This window comes from Paenibacillus pinihumi DSM 23905 = JCM 16419, assembly GCF_000422505.1.
Lineage (GTDB): Bacteria > Bacillota > Bacilli > Paenibacillales > Paenibacillaceae > Paenibacillus_D > Paenibacillus_D pinihumi.
In genome coordinates, this window is sequence record NZ_AULX01000012.1 from 32,565 (window position 1) to 52,746 (window position 20,182).

A 20,182-nucleotide genomic window follows, 5' to 3' on the forward strand; every position below is an offset into this window, starting at 1 on the left:
AATTCCTTAGCAATATCAATTTGTATTCGCGCTATATAAAATGAGGCTCAAAATGTAGCGGAAGCTACTACACTCAGCGGGAAAGATAAATTAGTGAGCTTTTAACATAGTCAAGGTAGTCAAATTGAAAATAAAAATACATTGCATAATAAGGTACTTAATTTTATAATGTAAACAAAGGAGGGAATGTAATTGCAGATCGACAAAGAAGTTTTAAAAGGTCATATCGATACGATTATTCTTTCCTTATTATTAAAACAGGATTTGTACGGATATGAGTTGAGTAAAATGGCCAGACAAAAATCCCTGCATAGTTTTGATCTTAAGGAAGGGACAATGTATCTTTCACTTAAGAGAATGGAGAATAACGGATATATCGAATCCTATTGGGGTGAAGATGGAAACAAAGGGGGGAGGAGAAAGTATTATAGAATTTTATCTCCGGGTAAAGAAAGATTATTATTGAAAAAACAGGAATGGGTTTTAGTAAATCAAATTCTCAAATCTTTTTTGGAGGAGGAAGAACATGAAGAGAATTGATGAATACATAGACATGATCTACAAAAATGCCCATAAAAAGGACTCAGTGAAAGATTCAAAAGAAGAACTAAGAAATTATTTAGTTGATCTGGTGCATGAGGAACAAAAAAAAGGCTACACTTTGGATGAAAGCATATCTACTGCAATTAGTAATTTTGGTCAAGTAGAGAATCTTCAAGCAGAGTTAACTGAGTTAAAGTATATTAAAAAAAATCTTGCCAAGTGGCTACTGGTTTTAGCATCTATTATTGGCATTATTAGTGTTTTATTTATTTCTTCATATGTAGTTTGGAATAATCATCTCTCAAAGAAGATAATAAGTCTGGAATTTAGAGAAATGTATTATCCATCGAAACAAACTAAAATAGAGGATAATAAAATAAAGGAGATTGTAGATAATCAAAATGGTGGAATCACTGCAGTCTCGTACAAAATAACTCCATTAAATAATGTGAGTAATTCAAAAATTAGTTATAAATACCCTTTAAATGTTTCAATGGATTCAGAGGGTAACATTCAAGGAAGAACAGTAGGAGAGCGTTTATTTATTTACGATTCGAGAATAGATATTTCTACTAGAATACAGGAAACGAACGAAGAACTGGATGTAACAATTTTGCAACTTAAATTTACGCCTACTTTTCTGAATTTAGGCATTTTATTATTCTTTTTATACTGGATTTTGTTTAGTATTTGGGCAATTATCAACATGAATTACAAGCGTAATGTGAATAAAAAATGGGTCCTGTTAATTTTGATTTTCAACTTTTTGGGTTATTGGGTATACAAAGATTTTACAGAATCCATAAGTAAAAAATATTCTGTTTTATTCATTAGATTACTATTATCCTTAATTGGGCTCTATATTTTGTTTAAGGGGATAAGGATAGTTGTGAATCCCGACCGGGGAACAAATGTATTCCTATACGAATTTGGCTTTCAAATTCCTGCTCAAACAAACGCTCTTATTATTTACGGTTTAGCGTTCTCCATTGTTGGAACATTTTTTGTATTATTCCCTTGGTTAAAGAAAAAATAATAAATTAATTGTAAGGAGGACAATTCTAATTCAAAGAAATGTCTCCTTACAATTTAAGTGGAGGTTTATATATTAGTTGTAAACATTACCTGCAATATCCACTCTATATGAATTGTCGTTATTTGATATTCTTAACAATATTTCTGTGTCGTTAGCAGGAATATTACTATAGGTGTGGGAGAACCAAGGACGATCTGACTCAAAATAAGCTCCTTTGAAATTTTTTGTAGCACCGGATATTTCATTGCTTCCCCAAAAAGTGACTGTTCTAAGCGAATAGTCGATATCGATCCAATTACCATGTCCTCCATCTGGTTGTTGCCAACCAATAATTCTGGGACTAGAGCTGTTGTTCTTCCATTTAGATGTATCTCTGGATCCTTGAGTATTAAAAGTAATGCTGTAGTAAACGACACTGGTTGCTAAAGCAGCAATTGGTGTTTTTTCTTTATATGTGAGGAAGTAGTTATTATAAAAGTCATAACTTTGAATGCTACTATAATAATCATTACTGTTTTTTAAATTTATAAAATCTCCATTCGTTTTATCTAAATTTTGACCTAAAACTAATTTCCACTCTTGATTTTCTTTTATAACAGGAACTTCAACTTCTAATGGTAAACTATTTTTACTTTTCTGAAAAATAGTTGTTTTATATAAGTTATCCTCTAATTTCACAATATTAATAAGCTTGAAAACTTCAGGTTTGTCCTCCATGGTCGACAAATTATATTCTAACAAGTCTCGATCAGGCCATCTTAAATCCCTTGAAAGATAGGTGAGTTCCTCCCAGTTACCCTCCAATGCTGCCTGCTCATACTGTTTAACAATTTGTTTTATTGTTTGAATTTCATCATTATTTTTGCTTTCTGCAAATACAAATCCAGAAACACTAAAATTTAAGAGACAAAAAACGCCGAGTACCATACTAGAAAAACGAATCAATTTTTTCATTATTCTCTCCTAAAATTTTTTTATGGGAGCTGGCCAGCATCTCATGACGCCAATTTAGCATGGTAAATGAAGTTTTATATGAATTTTATGAACTGCAAAGAATTATTATTTGCTTATTTAGAATCTATGTCAGAAAAATTTTAAGGAATCAGGCTGGAGAACTATTTTAAATATGATAGGTGGATTAGGTATTAAGACCCTATCTCAATAACCTGTTTGTTTCAGTGGCTCTCACTGATAATTGGACAGTAGTTCTATTACTTCTTTAATCTCCAATTGCACTGATCACGTACGCAATATTTTTCTAATTAATAGAGCCGGGTGATTTGGCAACAGTTCATACTAAGCTTCAAAATTGAAAATAACAGGTCCCTGAGAGGGGATTTAGCAATCATATTTGGAAATAAATAGTTTACATAGGTTTTATTTTCCGCAAATATTTGTATGGAAAAATGGACTTGTAAAACCAAATATAAGCAAGCAATGGAGGGATTGGATAATGAAGTTTGGCAAAATCGGAGTCAAATGGTTAAAAGCAGGCATTGCGCTATCTCTTGCACTATCGTTGCAACTGGGAGCTTTACCGGTACTTCCGGCAGCCCATGCTGAGGGACCAGGAGATCCTGCACCGTACATTTTGCCTAAAGTCATCAATCAGAATGCCGGCAAGAAAATCTTGTTCGATAACACGCACGGGTCAACAACCGGGGCAGCCGATTGGGTCATTGATGGTGGCTTTTCTGATTTTGGCAATGCGCTTGCAGCCGACGGCTTCGAAGTAAGAGAACTCCGGAAATCTACACCGATTAATTACAGTGATTTAAGCGGCTACAATGTATTTGTTATTGCAGAGCCTAATATTCCATTCAAGCAAAGTGAGCAGGCAGCCATGAAGCAGTATGTCGAAAACGGCGGCAGCATCTTTTTCATTGGGGACCACTACAATGCAGACCGCAACAAGAACCGTTGGGACGGCTCCGAGGTCATGAACGGCTACCGCCGTGGCGCATGGACCGATCCTGCCAAGGGGATGAGCCTGGAGGAGCGCAATTCTGCTGCCATGCAGGGTGTTGTCAGTTCAGACTGGCTTGCCGATAACTTTGGCGTACGGTTCCGCTACAATGCGCTGGGAGATGTGACCGCCAATAATATCGTATCACCTGGACAAGCCTTTGGCATTACGACAGGAGTATCAACGGTTGCGATGCACGCGGGCTCGACAGTGGCAATTCTTGATCCGACGAAAGCCAAGGGAATTGTATATCTGCCGCAGACGAATGCAGCCTGGGGACCAGCGGTTGACCAGGGTGTGTATAACGGCGGCGGAATTGCTGAGGGGCCGTATGTTGCGGTTTCCAAAGTGGGCTTGGGCAAAGCGGCTTTTATAGGCGATTCTTCGCCTGTCGAGGATGCGACCCCGAAATACCTTCGCGAGGAGACAGGAACGAAAAAAACTACGTATGACGGCTTCAAAGAGCAGGATGATGCAAAATTGCTGATCAACCTGATCAACTGGCTGGCCCAACAAGAGAATTATACGAATCTGACCCAGGTGCCAAACCTGCAATTGGATCAGCCAACCGTCCTGTTCCCGTTTGAAGACCCTGCCCAATCTACCGAGCCGCAGCCTGAACCATGGTCTGCTCCGGCTCCAGGCTATAAGTGGTGGGATCCTTCAACCTTCAAGCCGGGATCTTATGGCGGCCCGTCTGCAGGCCCGATTGTGGCGTACAGCTTCGTTCATCAGACTCAGCTCCCGAACGCGCAGGATTTCCAAATCCGGGTCGTCGTTGAGAACTTGCCGGCAAACTCCACCGTATCCGGACTTAGCCTGGGAATGTACCTCACAGGGGGGACACAGGTTGCCAAAATTCAAAATGCGAACGGTACATGGCCTGCGTCTTTCGGATATGGGGAGGTATTCAGCGTCACCTCGAACAGCCAAGGAAAGGCATACAAGGATCTCACAGTAAGGATCAAGCCGGGTACGACCGGAGCAGCCAACTTGAGATTAAGACAAAATGGCAATAACCTGTTGACGACGTCCGTGACATTGGCCAACGTGCCCGCAGTGCCGCTTCCGAGTGCAGCGAGTGCGGCTTCTGCCCTCATCCGCATTCCGGAAGGACTCAGACAACCGGCAAGTGCCGACACATTTGCAAAAGAATGGTGGCAGCGTCCGTCGGGATTCCCTTTGAGCGGGAAAGTCGCTTCATAGTGGGGCTGACGAGAATTTATTCTACCATTTGACGAATTGCAATAGCTTGGGCTAATTGCTTATTCTAAATAACCTTTTAGGTAAATGCCCTTGGTGGCATTTCGTTCACTTTCCTTTTTGTACACCGGATGTCGAGGGGGAAGGTCATATACAGCTAAAGTACAAGCAAAAAGCCGCGGAATCCGCGGCTTTTGTCAAATAGGATCGCCATTCGATGCATGCAGCCTCATATGGCGCAAGGATTGTTTATCTGTTCTTTTCCTCAGGGGAGTTGCTCGAAATTTGACTGGCACTATCCATATAAACTATAATTAAAACAAACTATGATCGCATTCAAGAAAGGAGTGTCCCGGCCATGAAGAAAAAGTCTTTGAACTCGCTAGCGTTTGGGTACGGGTACTCTACTGCTGTTTTCTTCTAGAATTCACTTTAACGGGTGAAGTCTGTCCAAAAATGGAAATTCAGCAGAAAAATCTAAAATGCGAGGTATCATAAAAATGGAACATGCAAAAATTACGAGAAAAAACCCGGAAGGTATGTATACTCCGGTAGGCAACTACACGCACATCACCAAGATTCCCAGAGATGCAGAGCTGTATGTGACCTCCGGTCAAATAGGGGTTGGCCCCGACGGTGAAATTCCCGGGCAAATGAATGAACAAATCAAGCATACATTTGCCAATATCCAAAGTGTGCTTCAATCTGAGGCGTTAACATCCGGGAATATTATTAAAGTCAACATTTGGGCGACTGAAAAAATAGACTGGGATTATCTATATGGGGAATGGAACACCTTATTCGGTAGCAATTATCCTGCGATGACAATCGGCTACATTTCGGAATTGGGATTGCCGGAAATCAAAATTGAAATTGAACTGTGGGCGGCTAAAGTTTAAAGAGCCCGCCTTGTTGAACGCCAAGCAAAAGTTAACTTTTGCTTGGCGTTTTTTGTATATCTCCACATTCCCGCGGTGCTGCATGAGCCCGGATAATAATATCCGGGCAGGTGTTCTCCCCCCGTTCCTCATAGGGTCTTGACCTTCACGCAGCGGCAACGTTTATTCTGGTGCTACTACAATTGCCGGGAGGGTTTAGATGAACATACTAATCAAGAACGCAACCATTTTGACGATGAATGGTGAGGCGCCGTTTGCAGGGGACATTCTAATTCAGGGAGACCGTATTGCGGATATGGGCCCCAATCTGACGGCGGATGCAGATGAGGTCATTCAGGGTGCAGGCATGGCAGCAATGCCGGGGCTTATCAATGCGCATCAGCATACACCGATGAGCTTGCTGAGAGCCTTCTCGGATGATCTCAAGCTGATGGACTGGCTGGATAAGAAAATGCTTCCTGCAGAAGCCAGAATGAATCCTGAGGATATCTATTGGGGTGCCAAGCTCTCCATGGCGGAAATGATCCGGTCCGGTACGACGGCATTTGCGGATATGTATATTCATATGAACGAAATAGCTTTTGCGGTGGAGGAGGTTGGCATGCGGGCGTCGTTGACCAGGGGGATGGTCTTCCTGGAGGACGATGGCGGCCGGCGGATGAACGAAGCGCTGGAGCTTATAACCCGTTGGCATGGCCGGGCAGACGGGCGGATTACAACGATGTTGGGTCCGCATTCGCCTTACACCTGTCCTCCTGAGCCGTTTAAGGAAGTGATTGCCTTGGCGGAACAGCTGAACCTGCCGGTTCATACGCATTTGGCCGAGAGCAAGGAAGAAGTTGTGAAGATCAGGGAGACATACAATCAGACCCCGGCAGAATATTTGTACCATATCGGCCTGTTCGAGCGGACACATGCTTTGTTGGCGCATAGTGTACATTTGAACCGCAGGGACATCGGTCTGTTAAAGGGCATGAGAGGCGGCGTTTCCCATAATCCGGTCAGCAACTTGAAGCTGGGCTGCGGGATCGCGCCTGTTCTGGATATGATGGAGCAGGGTGTCACTGTCGGATTGGGTACGGATGGCGCTGGCAGTGCCACGACGGTTGATATGTTTGAGGAAATCAAAGCGGCAACCTGGCTGCAAAAGCTGGATTATGGCGACCCGACCCGCTTGCCGGCTTTGCAGGCACTCCAAATGGCTACCCGTGAAAGCGCGAAGCTGCTCCATATTTACAATGAGGCCGGGACACTGGAAATTGGAAAAAAGGCGGACATCATTTTGATCGATATGAAAAAGCCGCATTTGCAGCCTGTTCACCATATCGAATCGCTTCTGGCTTACAGCGTTAATGGGGGAGATGTGGATACGACCATTGTAAACGGCAAAATTCTGATGCGCGGCAGACAGCTCCTCACAATCGATGAAGAGGAATTGTTCAAGCAGGTGTCAGGCCGCGCCAAGCGGATTACAGCAGGGATTTGAGGATTTCACGTTCATTTTGTAAGCAAAGCATTCTTATGGGCCTGCCTGGTATGTCAAACCGCTTCGCAACGGTGGACATGCCGGGCAGGCTCACATCTGCTGCACAGCGTAAACGACATGCAGCAGATCATTGATCCGCAGTGTCTGGACCTCACAGCCATGTGCCGTAAGCCAGCCCGTCAAATGCGGCAGCAGCACGGCATGGCCGGTTCCTTCCTGCGGCGAGCCGCCATACTGCCGCTGAGCTTCCGGGCTTGGGAACATCAAGTCCGCGATGCAGATTCGTCCGCCAGGCTGGAGCACACGTTGAATTTCCTGCAGGGCAAGAAGCTGCTGCTCCGGCGTCAAGTGACGGAAGGCGAAGCTGGACGCGGCAAAATCAAATTTTCCTTCGACGAATGGGATCGCCAGCATATTGCCGATCCGGGTCTCCAGGTTCGGATATTTTTGCCGCGCTTGCGTCAGCATCGCCTGCGACTGGTCGACCCCGCACATGAGGGCGCCCCGGGCCATTAGCCTTCCGGCGAGATTGCCTGTCCCGGTTCCCAGATCCAGTCCCGCTTCGCCGGGCTGCGGCGAGAGCTGAGACAAGATGCATTCCATCGCCTGTTCATAATCACTGTAGACGCCCTCGCTGCGCTCAACCGTCTGATCATGCTTCGGGGCAAGCTGGTCGTAATTCCAGCGGTCCTCCCAGCATCGCCGCTGCTGTAGCATGGAACGGGAACGCATCGCCAGCTCAAACAGAGGCTTCACCGGAACCGTTTGCTGTTTGTCCAGCAGCAACAGCATATGCTCAGTGGTATCGATCATCTGTCTGAGCTCCAGCCAATCTTTGACCATGATTGACCGGTGCAGCTCCAGATCGCGACGCAAGCCGTCCGGAGAACCTGCCTCCGCATCCTCCAGCGCCTGCTTGATGTCCGGGGTGCCCATGCCTGTCTCCCGCAACGCGATAATGGTTTGCAGCCGCCAGATATCTTCTTCCGAGAAGACGCGGTAGCCGCTCTGCTGCTCCTTGGCCGGAGCGAGCAGTCCCTTTTCCTCATAATAACGGATGGCCCTGGCGGATATCCCCAGCCTTCGTGCCGCTTCCCTGATCTTCATTGTCCGCCCCTCCCTTTAAGCCAGTGTAAACCTTCACGCGGCGTACAGGTAAAGCTTTACTCGCTGAAAATATCGATGAAATTCCGCGCGCTGCGGGATAAATACCGTTCTTTGAGCCACACAATCCCGACATCCGACTGGAAATTGGCCTGCTCCATATCCAGCATCCGGACGTTATTGAACAGGGATGCGTCCATGACCGATTTGGGCAATATGGTCGCTCCAAGACCTGATGCGACCAGTGCAATGATGATGACGACACTGGAGCATTCGCAAATAACGGAAGGAAGGACGCCATGGGCGCGGAATTCGCTCATGACTCGTTCATGCATGCCTGTGGTCTGATCGGTCTTCAATGTCAGAAAGGGATAACGCGCCAGTTCTCCCGGCGTGATGGATGCTTGTCCGGCATACTGCTCCCAGCGGGAGGGGACGATGGCCACGAAAGGATCAGAAGGGAGCGGGAGTATCGAATAGTGCTGGGTTTCGAAGTTCGCTTCAAAGGGAAGACGGGCTACGACCAGCTCAATATTGCGCTTTTCCAGCTGATCGCCCAGCAGGAAGTGGTCACCTTCCTGGATTTTAAAGGTAACCTGCGGATATTTATTTCTGAACTTCTCTATAGCAGGGGGCAGGAGAGAGACGCAGGATACGACGGCCCCGATGGAAAGCACGCCCTGCACACCCTCATCCAGTTCCTGAACTTCTTTAATGGTTTCATTATATTGCTGCAGCAGCCGTTCTGCCCGCTGGCGCAGCAGCTCCCCGGCATGGGTCAGCTTAAGCCGTCTGCCGCTGCGGTCAAACAGCGTTACGCCAAGCTCCTCCTCCATTTGCTTGAGCTGGCGGCTGAGCGGAGGCTGCTCCATATTCAGCAGTTTGGCGGCCGCTGTTACTTGTCCCTCCCGGGCGACGGCCAGAAAGTAGCGAAGCTGGCGCAGGTCCATGAATTTCCTCCCCATTCATCATACCTTCAAGGTATAATAGGTCTATAAAACAGATATTTTCAATATACGAGAAGAATTGATATCATTCAACTAACAAATCTATCGACAGAGGAATGTTGCGTAAAATGGCACAAACAATTTCAGTTGAGCTTGCGACGACAAAAAGACCTAAGCCGGATGTAAATAAAATCAGCTTCGGGAGCTGCTTTACAGACCATATGTTCATGATGGATTATGATGCGGACAAAGGCTGGCATAGCCCGCAAATCCTGCCATACCAGCCGATTATGATGGACCCTGCGGCGAAGGTTTTTCATTATGGACAGACTATTTTTGAAGGTTTGAAGGCGTACCGCACAGCGGATGGCCGCATTTTGCTGTTCCGTCCGCAGCAGAACCTGAAGCGTCTGAACCGCTCCAACGAGCGTATGAGTATTCCGGATGTGGACGAGGAGCTGGCGCTTGAGGCGCTCAGACAGCTCGTTCTGGTTGACCAGGATTGGATTCCGAATGAGGAAGGGACTTCCCTTTACATTCGTCCTTATGTATTCGCTACAGAGCCGTTGCTCGGTGTTGCACCATCCCGCCAATATAAATTCATGATTATTATGTCACCTGTAGGCTCCTACTACGCCGAAGGCATTCACCCGGTGCGGATTCATGTGGAATCCGAATATGTGCGTGCAGTTGCAGGCGGTGTTGGCCAAGCGAAGACAGCGGGCAACTACGCAGCGGGTCTGAAGGCACAGGAGAAAGCTTCTGCACAAGGCTATTCCCAGGTACTGTGGCTGGATGGCGTGCACCGCAAATATATTGAAGAGGTTGGCAGCATGAACGTCTTCTTCCGCATCGGCGACAAGGTGGTCACACCAGAGCTGAACGGCAGTATCCTTGCGGGCATTACCCGTGATTCTGTCATTCAAATGCTGCAAAGCTGGGGCGTAGAAGTTGAGCAAAGACGCCTTTCCATTGAGGAGCTGTTCGAGGCACAAGAGCAAGGCCGTCTTGTTGAAGCATTCGGTACGGGAACGGCTGCGGTTATTTCCCCTGTAGGCGAGCTGAGCTGGGAAGACCGCAAGATGATCATCGGCGAAGGCCGCACAGGCGAGCTGTCCGCCAGACTGTACAATGAACTGACCGGCATTCAGCGCGGTGAGCTGGCAGATCCGTTCGGCTGGGTAATGGAGCTGAAGGGGACTGTATCCGCAACTTCCTAATCATGCGTTGACGTTTATCTGACAGACAGCCCCGCCCGTTACTGGAGCGGGGCTGTCTTGCGTAATCGGTGCTGCTGGACAACAACTGAACATTGGCAGGCCGCACGCGCTGAAAACTTCATTTGTGTTAAAATAGTAATCATAGAAACAGGCAGTGAAATATCCCGACACAATGACTGCAGCGGGAAAAGGTGATGGATGATGACGGATGCAACTTTAAAGATAACAGTCTCCCGGACCCCTTCCGGGGCGGCGAAGAATGAGATTCCGGAGGCGAAGCTGGCTTCGCTGGCCACCACAAGGCAACTGGTAAGTGCGGAGGACTCGGATGCGGGCTATTTCCGAAATTTGGAGCGTATCGGCATTGAGCTGAATGCGCCCCAGCTTCAGGCAGTCCGGCATTCCGAAGGACCGCTGCTGACCTTGGCCGGAGCCGGGGCGGGCAAGACGACGATGCTGATCTGCCGGACGGGATATATGCTGTTCGTCCGGCGTATTCCTCCTGGCCGCATGCTGCTGCTGACCTTCTCCAGCAAGGCGGCAGCCGAGATGAGGGAGCGGATTGCCGCGCTGCCCGGAGTGACAGGACGTGAGACAGCCCAGCTTCATGCGCGCACATTCCATTCTTTCTTCCTCCAGCTGATACGCCGCCAGGGAGTGGAACAGGATATTTTCAGCAGCACACAGCGCCAGCATATCCTTCTCAAGCAAATCATGCGGGAGCTCGGCATTCAGGGGCCCTATCAGCCCGAGACGCTGATCTCCTTGCTTTCTTCTTACAAGCTGAATATGCTGACTGTCTCCGATATGCCGGAGACAACGGCGGGCGAGCAGGATATGAAGCGGATTTTGCTCCGCTATGAGCAGTGGAAGCAGGATAACGGGCAGATCGATTTTGACGATGTACTTTTGATCGCACACCGGATGCTCAAAGACAATCCCGGATTGCTGCGGTCGCTGCAGGACAGATTTCACTATGTAATGGTAGATGAGTTCCAGGATACGAATGAGCTTCAGTACGAGCTGGTCCGGATGCTCGCAGAGCCGCGCCGCAATCTGATGGTCGTCGGGGATGATGACCAGACGATCTATTCTTTCAATGGGGCCAAGAGCGAATTTATATTGGAATTCGAGAAGCTGTATCCCGGTGCTGCGGTTGTGACTCTGGATATTAATTACCGTTCGACTGCAGTCATTGTCGGACTGGGGAATGAAATGATCCGTCATAACGTGAGAAGACGCGCCAAGACGCTGCAAGCGACCCGCCAGGGGCCAAAGCAGCCGCAATATATACGTCCGGTTACATCAGACGAGGAAGCCCAGCATATCGCCCGCTATATTGCACAGGAGGTAGCAGAGGGAAGGCGCTCATATGGCGACTTTGCCATCCTGTACCGCGCCGCGAGCAATAGTCGTGCCCTGCTGGAGCAGTTGATGCTTCAGGATATTCCCCACATTGAATACGGGGAAGGGGTCTTGCTCTATGACCACGGACTGGTGAAGCCTGTCGTCGATTATTTGCGACTGTCGCAGGACCGTCGGGATTTTCAGGCGATGGAGAGTATTATGCCGTCCCTCTATCTCAACAGGGAGCGGGCGATGGCACATGTTCGCGCCCACGATCAGGCCCGTCCGAAGAAGGGGCCGCTTATCTATTTGGAGTCGCTGCCCGGATTGAGAGATTTTCAGCAGGAGAAAATCAAGGAACGGCTTGCGCTGATCCGCTTGCTCAAGCCGATGAGGCCGGAGCAGGCAATTGCATACATACGCAGGCAATTCTATGATGCTTATATTGAAACGAACGAAAATCACAAGATGACCCAGCACAAAGAGCTGCAAAGGGAGCTGCTGGACGAGCTGGAGACGTCCGCCAAGCGATTCGGGACAATCCCGGAGCTGCTTGATTTTATCGGTCAGGTGAAGCTGAAAAGCAGCAAAGATGCTGCAGGCAAAAGCCAGGAGCAGGGCGACCGGATAGCGCTGATGACGATTCATCGTTCGAAGGGGCTGGAGTTCCCGGTCGTCATGCTGATCGGCGCCTGTGAAGGGAGCCTGCCGCACAGCTCGGCGCTGGAGGCCGACCGGATGAAGGATATTTACACGAAGGAAAGCGGCCTGCAGAAGCTGCAAAGTGCGCTGGAGGAGGAACGGCGGCTTGCTTATGTAGCCGTGACCCGCGCCCGCGAGGAGCTGCTGATCAGCTCTCCATCCCTGTACCGCGGCAAGAAGGCCCCGGTGTCGCGCTTTGTCCTGGCTCCGTTCCAGAGCGGGGAAGCACAGGCAGGCAAGCAGGTGGTTACTGTGCCAGCCTGGCTCTGTACGCGCAAACCGTGCAAGGCCTGGACAAGGATCGGTGAAGCGGAAGAGGCTCTGGAAGCCAAGGAATGTCCGCTATGCCAGGCGCCAATGGCGAAGGGCAGCAGAGAGGTCCCGGCTTAGTGAAGCTAGCGGGACTTGCTCTGCTCTCTGAGCAGTTCTGCGATTTCATTGTTGCTGCTGCGGATTGCCCGCAGATGGGCATCCATGCTGGCAATGCCCAGCAGTATAATCCCCAATAATATGTAGAGTATGATCATTGCACTCACCCCGCTTTCATGTGCCGCATTAATCTGATTTCCCAATTAGAGTATAGAAGTTTCTGATTCCCGGCTGACTGACCCCCGTTTTATAAATAAGATAAACCGGATATAGGAAAATGTACATAATCCGCGAAACCATTTACATTGCCTTAATTCTAATCTGTGCCAGGGATAATACTTCTCTTCTATAATCGGTAGTTGAAACATTACTACTGAATGGGAGTGAACCTGAGCGATATGGGAAAAAAGAAGCTCAAAACAATGACAGCAATACTGCTGGCCGGCCAAATAACAGCGTCCAGCCTGCTTGTCACCGTTAGTCCGGCGTCCATGGTGTATGGCGCAGATGTTGCCGTGGCTGGAACGCCGTATGATACGAACGGACATTATGATGTAGCGGTTCCGCATATCATTATCAATCAGGTTTACGGCGGAGGTCTGGAAGGCGATTCCGACATCCGGATATCCCATGGTTTTATTGAATTATATAATCCGACAGATAAAGAGATAAATTTGCAAGGCTGGTCCCTCCAATATGCCGACCGGGGCTCAAATGCGAAAAATGGTCCAACCGGAGACTGGAAAAAACTTGACCTGAGCGGCACGATTCCGGCCTATTCTTCCTTCCTCGTGCTGGGCAAGGCGACGAATATTCCGGGAGCGACACAAAAGCTCGATCTGGACCTGACTGGCAAAGCGGATCAGAATTGGGATATTTATTTGAATAACAAGGGCATGAAGGTTGTCCTGTTGAACAATACGGACCAGCTCCCCGGCGAGCTGAAAAATCCGTTCGCACAGATGCCTGAGGGCTACGTCGATATGATTGGAACTGCAAGCAATGACAAGGACAGCGATATCGACGGTTTTGAGACGGCTTACCCTGCAGGCTCGGCCGAAGGAACGTCTAAGAAAAAGGCGATCCGCCGTACAGCGATGAAGGACTCCGACAATAACAAAACAGACTTTCAGCAGGTCGAATATTTTGAAATGGCAAGCGACAAATTGGCTTTGTACAAGCCCCGCAGCAGCGCGGATGGCGCATGGAAGGATGGCGACGTTCTTCCGGAGCAGCTGAGCATTGTTACGGCAGCGCTGGCTGACGGAAATGCGGGCAATCCATATCAGGCACAGATCATGGTCAAAGGCGGCAAACCGGCTTACGGATTTAGCGCGACAGGTCTCCCTGAAGGATTGAGCATTGAAGCGGACACGGGAATCATTTCCGGTACACCGAAGGCGGAGGGTACGGGCACGGTAACCGTCACGGTCACAGACAACGCTGCCCCGGCTGTGACGAAGCAGCAGGAGCTTACCCTTGTCATTCGTCCCGCGCAGCCGGAGACAGAGCTTGCGAAGGATTTGTTCAGCGTCACGAAGATCGCCCAGTATAAAGTCGGGGTGACGAACAAGGATGGCGGCGTGGCGGAAATCGTCAAGTATAACAAGGATAACGGCAGCCTGTATCTGGTGAACGGGTCGACCAACCCGCCAAGTCTCGATATCATTCCACTAAAGCAGTCCGGGGATATGGCAAAGTCAGGGACCGTCAATGTCAAAGCAATTGCTGAAGAGAATGATCCGGCGTTTGTTTATGGGGACCTGACCAGTGTAGATATCAATACAACAGCCAAACGCGTAGCCGTTGCTGTGCAGCATGCCGATCCGAACCAGAACGGCAAAATTCTTATCCTGGACTATGCCGGCAAGCTGATTCGCACGTATGAGGCTGGCATTCAGCCGGATATGATTACCTCCACATCGGATGGGCGTTATATTCTGACAGCGGATGAGGCGGAGCCGCGCGGCGGTGCAGGCGCAGCCGATCCGGAGGGCAGCGTCACAATCGTCGACACGAAAGACAATTCGGTCAAGCATGTGAAGTTTGACAATCCGGAGCTCATTGACGATCTGGTGCATATCCGCGGCGCTGTGGATGGTTCGGGACTGATTACCGGAAAAGGGACGAAGGCTGACGCCATATTTGATCTGGAGCCGGAATACATTACGATCTCCGAGGACGGCAAGCTTGCTTATGTCTCCTTGCAGGAGAATAATGCCGTAGCTTCCATCGATATTGCAGAGCGCAAGGTACTGTCGGTTAAGGGGCTGGGGTACAAGGATTTGAGCCTGCCGCAGAACAGCCTTGATATGGCCCGTAACAACACAATTGAGCTGGAAAACGCGCCGTTCTTCGGGATGTATATGCCTGATGGCGTAGCGTCCAAAACAATTGACGGGACGACATACATCTTTACTGCCAATGAAGGCGATGCAACAGACTGGGCGGGCCGGAAGAACGGCAGCTCAGTCGGAGCACTGAAGGGCAAGCTTAATCCCGAGTCAGCTGCGGCGAAGTTCCTGGCTGCAACAGACAAGTATGACAAGCTGGATGCAGCTGGCGATATGGGTAATGACGGCATCTACTTGTATGGCGGCCGCTCGTTCTCCATTTGGGACAGCAAGACAATGAAGCAGGTATTTGATAGCGGCAATGATTTCGAGCGCATTACTGCAGAGCGTTTCCCGGGCTACTTCAATGTCAGCAATGACAATGTGACGATGGACAACCGCAGCACGAAGAAAGGGCCGGAGCCGGAGGATATCAAGGTAGGCAAGGTCGGCAGCAAATATTTTGCGTTCACCGGACTTGAGCGCATTGGCGGCGTCATGTTCTATGATGTGACGGACCCGCACAAGGCCCGTTTTGCCAACTATACGAATACACGAGAGTTTAATAAAGGGCTGGATACGGACACAGGTCCTGAAGGCCTGGAGTTCATTCCGGCGACCATGAGCCCGACAGGATTACCGTTGCTGCTTGTCGCACATGAGGTAGGCGGTACAGTTGCGGTCTATCAAATGAATGTGACCAAGGTGGAACTGGACAAAACAGAGCTTAGCCTAAAGGCAGGGGGAGCAGCCGCGAAGCTCTCGGCTGTTGTATCGGGCCAGATCGAAGACAGCAGCCAGGCTGTAACCTGGTCCTCCTCGGACAGCAAAATTGCCAAGGTGGATGCGAGTGGTATTGTGACGCCAGTTTCTGAAGGAACAGCCGTCATTACAGCCATTAGCGGGGATGGATACGGCATTGCCGAAAGCAAGGTTACGGTGTCGGGCCAGACGCCATATTACCCTTCCAACCCTGGTGGGGGCTCAGGCGGCAATGCGACGGGCGGAACGGGTACAACTGGTGAAAGCACGGCCACGGTGAAAACGGAAGGGTCAGTGACGACAGCCGCTCTGCAAGTGAACGCCGCCAAGGGTAATTCCGGGGAAGCAGCAGCGGAACTTACGGCTGCCGGGCTGGACGCAGCCCTCAAGACCTTGACGGCGGCAACACCAGAAGGCGGCACATCAGTGCTTACGGTCACGCTTAAATCCGATGCTGGAACTACCGGGGCAGTCGTGCGTCTGCCAAAAGCATCGCTCGATAAGCTTGTATCCGAAGGTGTGGCGGAAGTAAACGTGAAGACTGATATTGGCTCCTTGTCTTTTGACAAGGCGGCACTGGCCTCCATTGCAGCAGGGACGGATACGAAGCAGGTAGCACTGGCGATCCGCAAGGCAGCGGCTGTCAACCCTACCGGGGAAGCTTCGGGCACGAACGCGCCGACGAATTCGGGAGCGGCAGACGGCCGCCCGGTATATGAGCTGGCAGTGGCGAAGGACGGCAAGCCGGTTACCGCATTTGGAAGCGGACTTGTTCAGGTCAGCATTCCATACAGCCGCGGGGCAAATGAAGATCCGCAAGCAATTATTATTTATGCGCAGGACAGCAAGGGCGGGCTGGAGCTGGTTCGCAACGGTCAATTTAATGAAACAGCCGGACAAGTCATCTTCTCCGTAAATCATGCCTCCGATTTTGTAATCGGGTATAACAAAAAGAGTTTTACGGATACAGGGTCAGGCTTTGCTTCCCCGTTCATTACTTATCTGTCTTCCAGACAGATTATTGAAGGAGTAGGCGGCGAACAGTTTGCGCCAAAAGCGAATATATCCAGAGCTGATTTTACATTGATTCTCTCACGCATCGGGGGACTTGACGGAACTGCTGGCGGAGAGGCCGGCGCCGGCTTCTCCGATGTAAGCCGTAACGCTTACTACGCCAATGCAGTGCAATGGGCTGCTTCCCATGGCATTGTGAACGGGGCGGCAGACGGCAAGTTCAATCCGAATGCCCCGGTTACCCGCGAGCAATTGGCTGTTATGCTCCAGCGCTTTGCGGATGCCATGAAGGTGGAGCTTCCGAAGCATCATCCCGCTGCAGCCTTCGCAGACCAGTCGGCTATCGCGGACTATGCCAAGGACGCGGCCGCTGCGATGCAGCAGGCCGGAATTTTAGCCGGCAAGAGCCAGGGTGCAGGGGGCGGCAGCAGTTTTGCGCCGAAGGACCATGCCACCCGTGAAGAGGCAGCGAAAATGCTGGCACTGATCATGCAACTGATGAAATAATCGTACGTTCTCCGCATTCATTACTGAACATGCCTTGATGAAGGAGCCTCCGGCTGAATACACGCCGGAGGCTCTTTATAATACGGGCGTTTATAAGAGGCACACAGTTTGGGAAGACATGTGTATTTCCAAATTGCCGGGACTTTTGGCTACTCTCAGAGCCGCCAGAGGCAGACGATTATCGGGCTATTGCAGCTTCTATTCGGATGTAAAAGGATGCTGTGACTGTCCAAAAAAGCACAGCTGTTTACACCTTTTCCGCCTTTTTGGATAATCACTGGGGACATGGTAGAATGAGCATATACGAACGAAATCTATTCCAGAAACGAGGCGGTAGTCATGAATAATTTGGCTGGTATGATCGATCACACGCTGCTGCGGGCTGATGCGACCCAAGATGAGATCATCAAGCTGACAGAGGAGGCCAAGGAGCACGGCTTTGCTTCCGTATGTGTGAACCCGGCATGGGTCAAGGTTGCAGCCGGACAGTTGGCGGGAACCCCGGTCAAAGTGTGCACGGTGATTGGTTTCCCGTTAGGAGCGTCGACCAGCGCGGTCAAAGCCTTCGAAACCCGTGATGCGATTGAGAACGGCGCCACGGAGGTCGATATGGTCATCCCTGTCGGCGCATTGAAGAGCGGGCAGCTTGATGTGGTGGAGCAGGATATCCGTGCAGTTGTCGAGGCCGCGGCGGGCAAGGCGCTTGTGAAGGTTATTATTGAGACGAGCCTGCTCACTGATGAGCAGAAAGTACAGGCTTCTGAGCTGTCTGCGAAAGCCGGAGCAGACTTCGTAAAAACGTCCACGGGCTTCTCCACGGGCGGAGCCACTGCAGCGGATGTAGCACTGATGCGTCGTACGATCAAGCCTGAAATGTCCGTCAAGGCTTCCGGGGGAATACGCAGCTATGACGATGCTAAAGCGATGGTCGAGGCCGGGGCTTCGCGGCTCGGATGCAGCTCAGGTGTACAAATTATAAAGGGCCAGCAGTCTGATTCTTCCTATTAGGCAAGGCATAGAACGACTGAAACCGTCTTAAGCATAAAACCGCAGAACATCAGAGGGGCCAGTTTGTTAGGCTGGCAACTGTGAATTTGCGGGGGAAGTGGACCCTATTGAGGAGGATGCGCAATGAAGATGGAAGACCAATTAATTCAGCAGGCATTGGAAGCCCGGAAGCAGGCCTATATTCCGTATTCAGGCTTTGCAGTCGGCGCGGCTGTACTGGCAGGGAACAAGCAAGTCTATCAGGGCTGCAATATTGAGAATGCCTCTTATGGACTGACCAATTGTGCGGAGCGGACGGCAATTTTCAAGGCGGTATCCGAGGGGCAGCATAAAATTGAGGCGATCGCGGTTGTGGCCGACACGGACGGACCGGTATCACCATGCGGAGCCTGCAGGCAGGTACTGGCGGAGTTTTGCGATGAGCATACCCGGATATTTCTGAGCAACCTTCACGGGCATACCGAAGAATGGACGATGGCGGAGCTGCTGCCGGGGGCATTCCGGGCTGGTGATATGAAGGCATAGCCTGCTTGCAGGAAAGGAGCTTGATTCATGACGACATTCCAGCGGGTTCATCTCGTTGTACTGGATTCAGCGGGTATCGGCGAAGCGCCGGATGCCGCTGATTTTGACGATTATGGTGTGGATACACTCGGACATATCGCCGAGGCGACAGACGGCTTGAATATGCCGCATATGGGGCGGCTGGGCCTGTCCAATATTAAGGATATTCAAGGAATTGCCAAGGCAGACACGCCGCTGGCATATTATACGAAAATGCAGGAGGCCTCCAGCGGCAAGGATACGATGACCGGCCACTGGGAGATTATGGGCCTTAGAATTGATACGCCCTTCCGGGTCTTTCCGGACGGGTTCCCGGATGAGCTGATCGCCAGGATTGAGGAGCACACCGGACGCAAGGTCATTGGCAACAAGCCGGCCAGCGGGACGGAAATCATAGACGAACTGGGCGGGGAGCAGCTGAAGACAGGTGCTCTGATTGTCTATACGTCTGCGGATTCAGTTCTCCAAATTGCGGCGCATGAGGAAATTGTCCCGCTGCAGGAGCTGTACGCCATCTGTGAATATTGCCGGGAGATTACGCGGGAAGACCCGTATATGCTCGGCCGGATTATTGCCCGCCCGTTCATCGGCAAGCCCGGGGCTTTTGAACGGACGTCCAACCGGCATGATTATGCGCTCAAGCCATTTGGCCGTACGGTCATGAATGAGCTGCAGGACGCCGGGCTTGACGTAATTGCGCTTGGCAAAATCAATGATATCTATGACGGGGAGGGTGTGACCCGGACGGTTCGCACCAAGTCCAACGCCGACGGCATGGACCAGTTGATCAAGGTGCTGGATGAGTCGTTTAAGGGACTGAGCTTTCTGAATCTGGTCGATTTTGATGCCGTTTATGGACATCGCCGCGACCCTCAAGGCTACGGTCAGGCGCTGGAAGAATACGATGCGCGGCTTCCTGAGGTGCTGGAGAAGCTAAGCGGGGATGACCTGCTCATCATTACGGCGGATCACGGTAATGACCCGACCTACAGAGGTACAGATCATACGCGTGAGTATGTCCCGCTGCTTGTGTATTCCCCGCGCTTCAAGAACGGCGGCCAAGAGCTGCCGCTGCGAAGCACATTTGCCGATATTGGCGCGACAGTAGCCGACAATTTCGGGGTGAAGCTGCCGGAGCATGGCACAAGCTTTTTGAATGAGTTGAAGTAAAA

General features: G+C 50.2%; 14 protein-coding genes and 1 pseudogene. 11 read left to right on the top strand and 4 right to left on the bottom strand.

Features of this window, described 5'->3' with window-relative positions; translation table 11 throughout:
* Nucleotides 1-192 precede the first annotated feature (192 nt).
* Both H583_RS0102705 and H583_RS0102710 read left to right on the top strand, forming a co-directional pair.
* Nucleotides 193-540: a PadR family transcriptional regulator gene (locus tag H583_RS0102705; protein WP_028559119.1), complete on the top strand. Its 348-nt coding sequence runs from the start codon at nt 193-195 to the stop codon at nt 538-540.
* Complete coding sequence (locus H583_RS0102710; protein ID WP_028559120.1) at nt 527-1,579, top strand: hypothetical protein; 1,053 nt, start codon at nt 527-529, stop codon at nt 1,577-1,579. The genes H583_RS0102705 and H583_RS0102710 overlap by 14 nt, the downstream gene beginning before the upstream one ends.
* A 72-nt stretch (nt 1,580-1,651) precedes the next feature.
* On the opposite strand, the gene H583_RS0102715 is transcribed toward H583_RS0102710, so the two are convergent.
* Nucleotides 1,652-2,533 carry a hypothetical protein gene (locus H583_RS0102715; protein WP_028559121.1) on the bottom strand — a complete coding sequence of 294 codons (882 nt, stop codon included), beginning with the start codon at nt 2,531-2,533 and terminating at the stop codon, nt 1,652-1,654.
* A 499-nt stretch (nt 2,534-3,032) separates the two neighbouring features.
* Here H583_RS0102715 and H583_RS31680 point away from each other — a divergent pair.
* The 3 genes and pseudogenes from H583_RS31680 to H583_RS0102730 form a co-directional block, all read left to right on the top strand.
* Nucleotides 3,033-4,658: pseudogene (locus H583_RS31680) on the top strand (endonuclease); the annotation flags it as partial.
* Between the two features lie 590 nt (nt 4,659-5,248).
* Nucleotides 5,249-5,647 carry a RidA family protein gene (locus H583_RS0102725; RefSeq protein ID WP_028559122.1) on the top strand — a complete coding sequence of 133 codons (399 nt, stop codon included), beginning with the start codon at nt 5,249-5,251 and terminating at the stop codon, nt 5,645-5,647.
* A 199-nt stretch (nt 5,648-5,846) separates the two neighbouring features.
* Nucleotides 5,847-7,133, top strand: a complete 1,287-nt coding sequence (locus tag H583_RS0102730; RefSeq protein ID WP_028559123.1) for an amidohydrolase — start codon at nt 5,847-5,849, stop codon at nt 7,131-7,133.
* A gap of 90 nt (nt 7,134-7,223) precedes the next feature.
* Here the strand turns inward: H583_RS0102730 and H583_RS0102735 are convergent, their stop codons facing one another.
* Together H583_RS0102735 and H583_RS0102740 are read right to left on the bottom strand one after the other, a co-directional pair.
* Nucleotides 7,224-8,240 carry a methyltransferase domain-containing protein gene (locus H583_RS0102735; RefSeq protein ID WP_028559124.1) on the bottom strand — a complete coding sequence of 339 codons (1,017 nt, stop codon included), beginning with the start codon at nt 8,238-8,240 and terminating at the stop codon, nt 7,224-7,226.
* Nucleotides 8,241-8,296: 56 nt separating this feature from the next.
* Entirely contained in the window at nt 8,297-9,187 is an 891-nt protein-coding gene (locus H583_RS0102740; RefSeq protein ID WP_028559125.1) for a LysR family transcriptional regulator, read from the bottom strand.
* 125 nt (nt 9,188-9,312) lie between these two features.
* Here H583_RS0102740 and H583_RS0102745 point away from each other — a divergent pair, with 125 nt between their 5' ends.
* Both H583_RS0102745 and H583_RS0102750 read left to right on the top strand, forming a co-directional pair.
* Nucleotides 9,313-10,404 carry a branched-chain amino acid aminotransferase gene (locus H583_RS0102745; protein WP_028559126.1) on the top strand — a complete coding sequence of 364 codons (1,092 nt, stop codon included), beginning with the start codon at nt 9,313-9,315 and terminating at the stop codon, nt 10,402-10,404.
* A gap of 198 nt (nt 10,405-10,602) precedes the next feature.
* On the top strand, nt 10,603-12,843 hold the full coding sequence (locus tag H583_RS0102750) for a UvrD-helicase domain-containing protein (RefSeq protein ID WP_173477133.1): 2,241 nt from the start codon (nt 10,603-10,605) through the stop codon (nt 12,841-12,843).
* 5 nt (nt 12,844-12,848) lie between these two features.
* On the opposite strand, the gene H583_RS37835 is transcribed toward H583_RS0102750, so the two are convergent.
* Entirely contained in the window at nt 12,849-12,980 is a 132-nt protein-coding gene (locus H583_RS37835) for a hypothetical protein (RefSeq protein WP_281170091.1), read from the bottom strand.
* Between the two features lie 264 nt (nt 12,981-13,244).
* Here H583_RS37835 and H583_RS0102760 point away from each other — a divergent pair, with 264 nt between their 5' ends.
* The 4 genes from H583_RS0102760 (at nt 13,245) to deoB (ending at nt 20,180) form a co-directional block, all read left to right on the top strand.
* On the top strand, nt 13,245-17,438 hold the full coding sequence (locus H583_RS0102760; protein WP_245585828.1) for a choice-of-anchor I family protein: 4,194 nt from the start codon (nt 13,245-13,247) through the stop codon (nt 17,436-17,438).
* 339 nt (nt 17,439-17,777) lie between these two features.
* On the top strand, nt 17,778-18,446 hold the full coding sequence (gene deoC, locus H583_RS0102765; RefSeq protein WP_036708279.1) for a deoxyribose-phosphate aldolase: 669 nt from the start codon (nt 17,778-17,780) through the stop codon (nt 18,444-18,446).
* 129 nt (nt 18,447-18,575) lie between these two features.
* Complete coding sequence (locus H583_RS0102770; RefSeq protein ID WP_028559130.1) at nt 18,576-18,971, top strand: cytidine deaminase; 396 nt, start codon at nt 18,576-18,578, stop codon at nt 18,969-18,971.
* A gap of 27 nt (nt 18,972-18,998) precedes the next feature.
* The gene (gene deoB / locus H583_RS0102775; RefSeq protein WP_028559131.1) at nt 18,999-20,180 is read left to right on the top strand and encodes a phosphopentomutase; all 1,182 of its coding nucleotides are present in this window, start codon (nt 18,999-19,001) and stop codon (nt 20,178-20,180) included.
* Nucleotides 20,181-20,182: the final 2 nt, after the last annotated feature.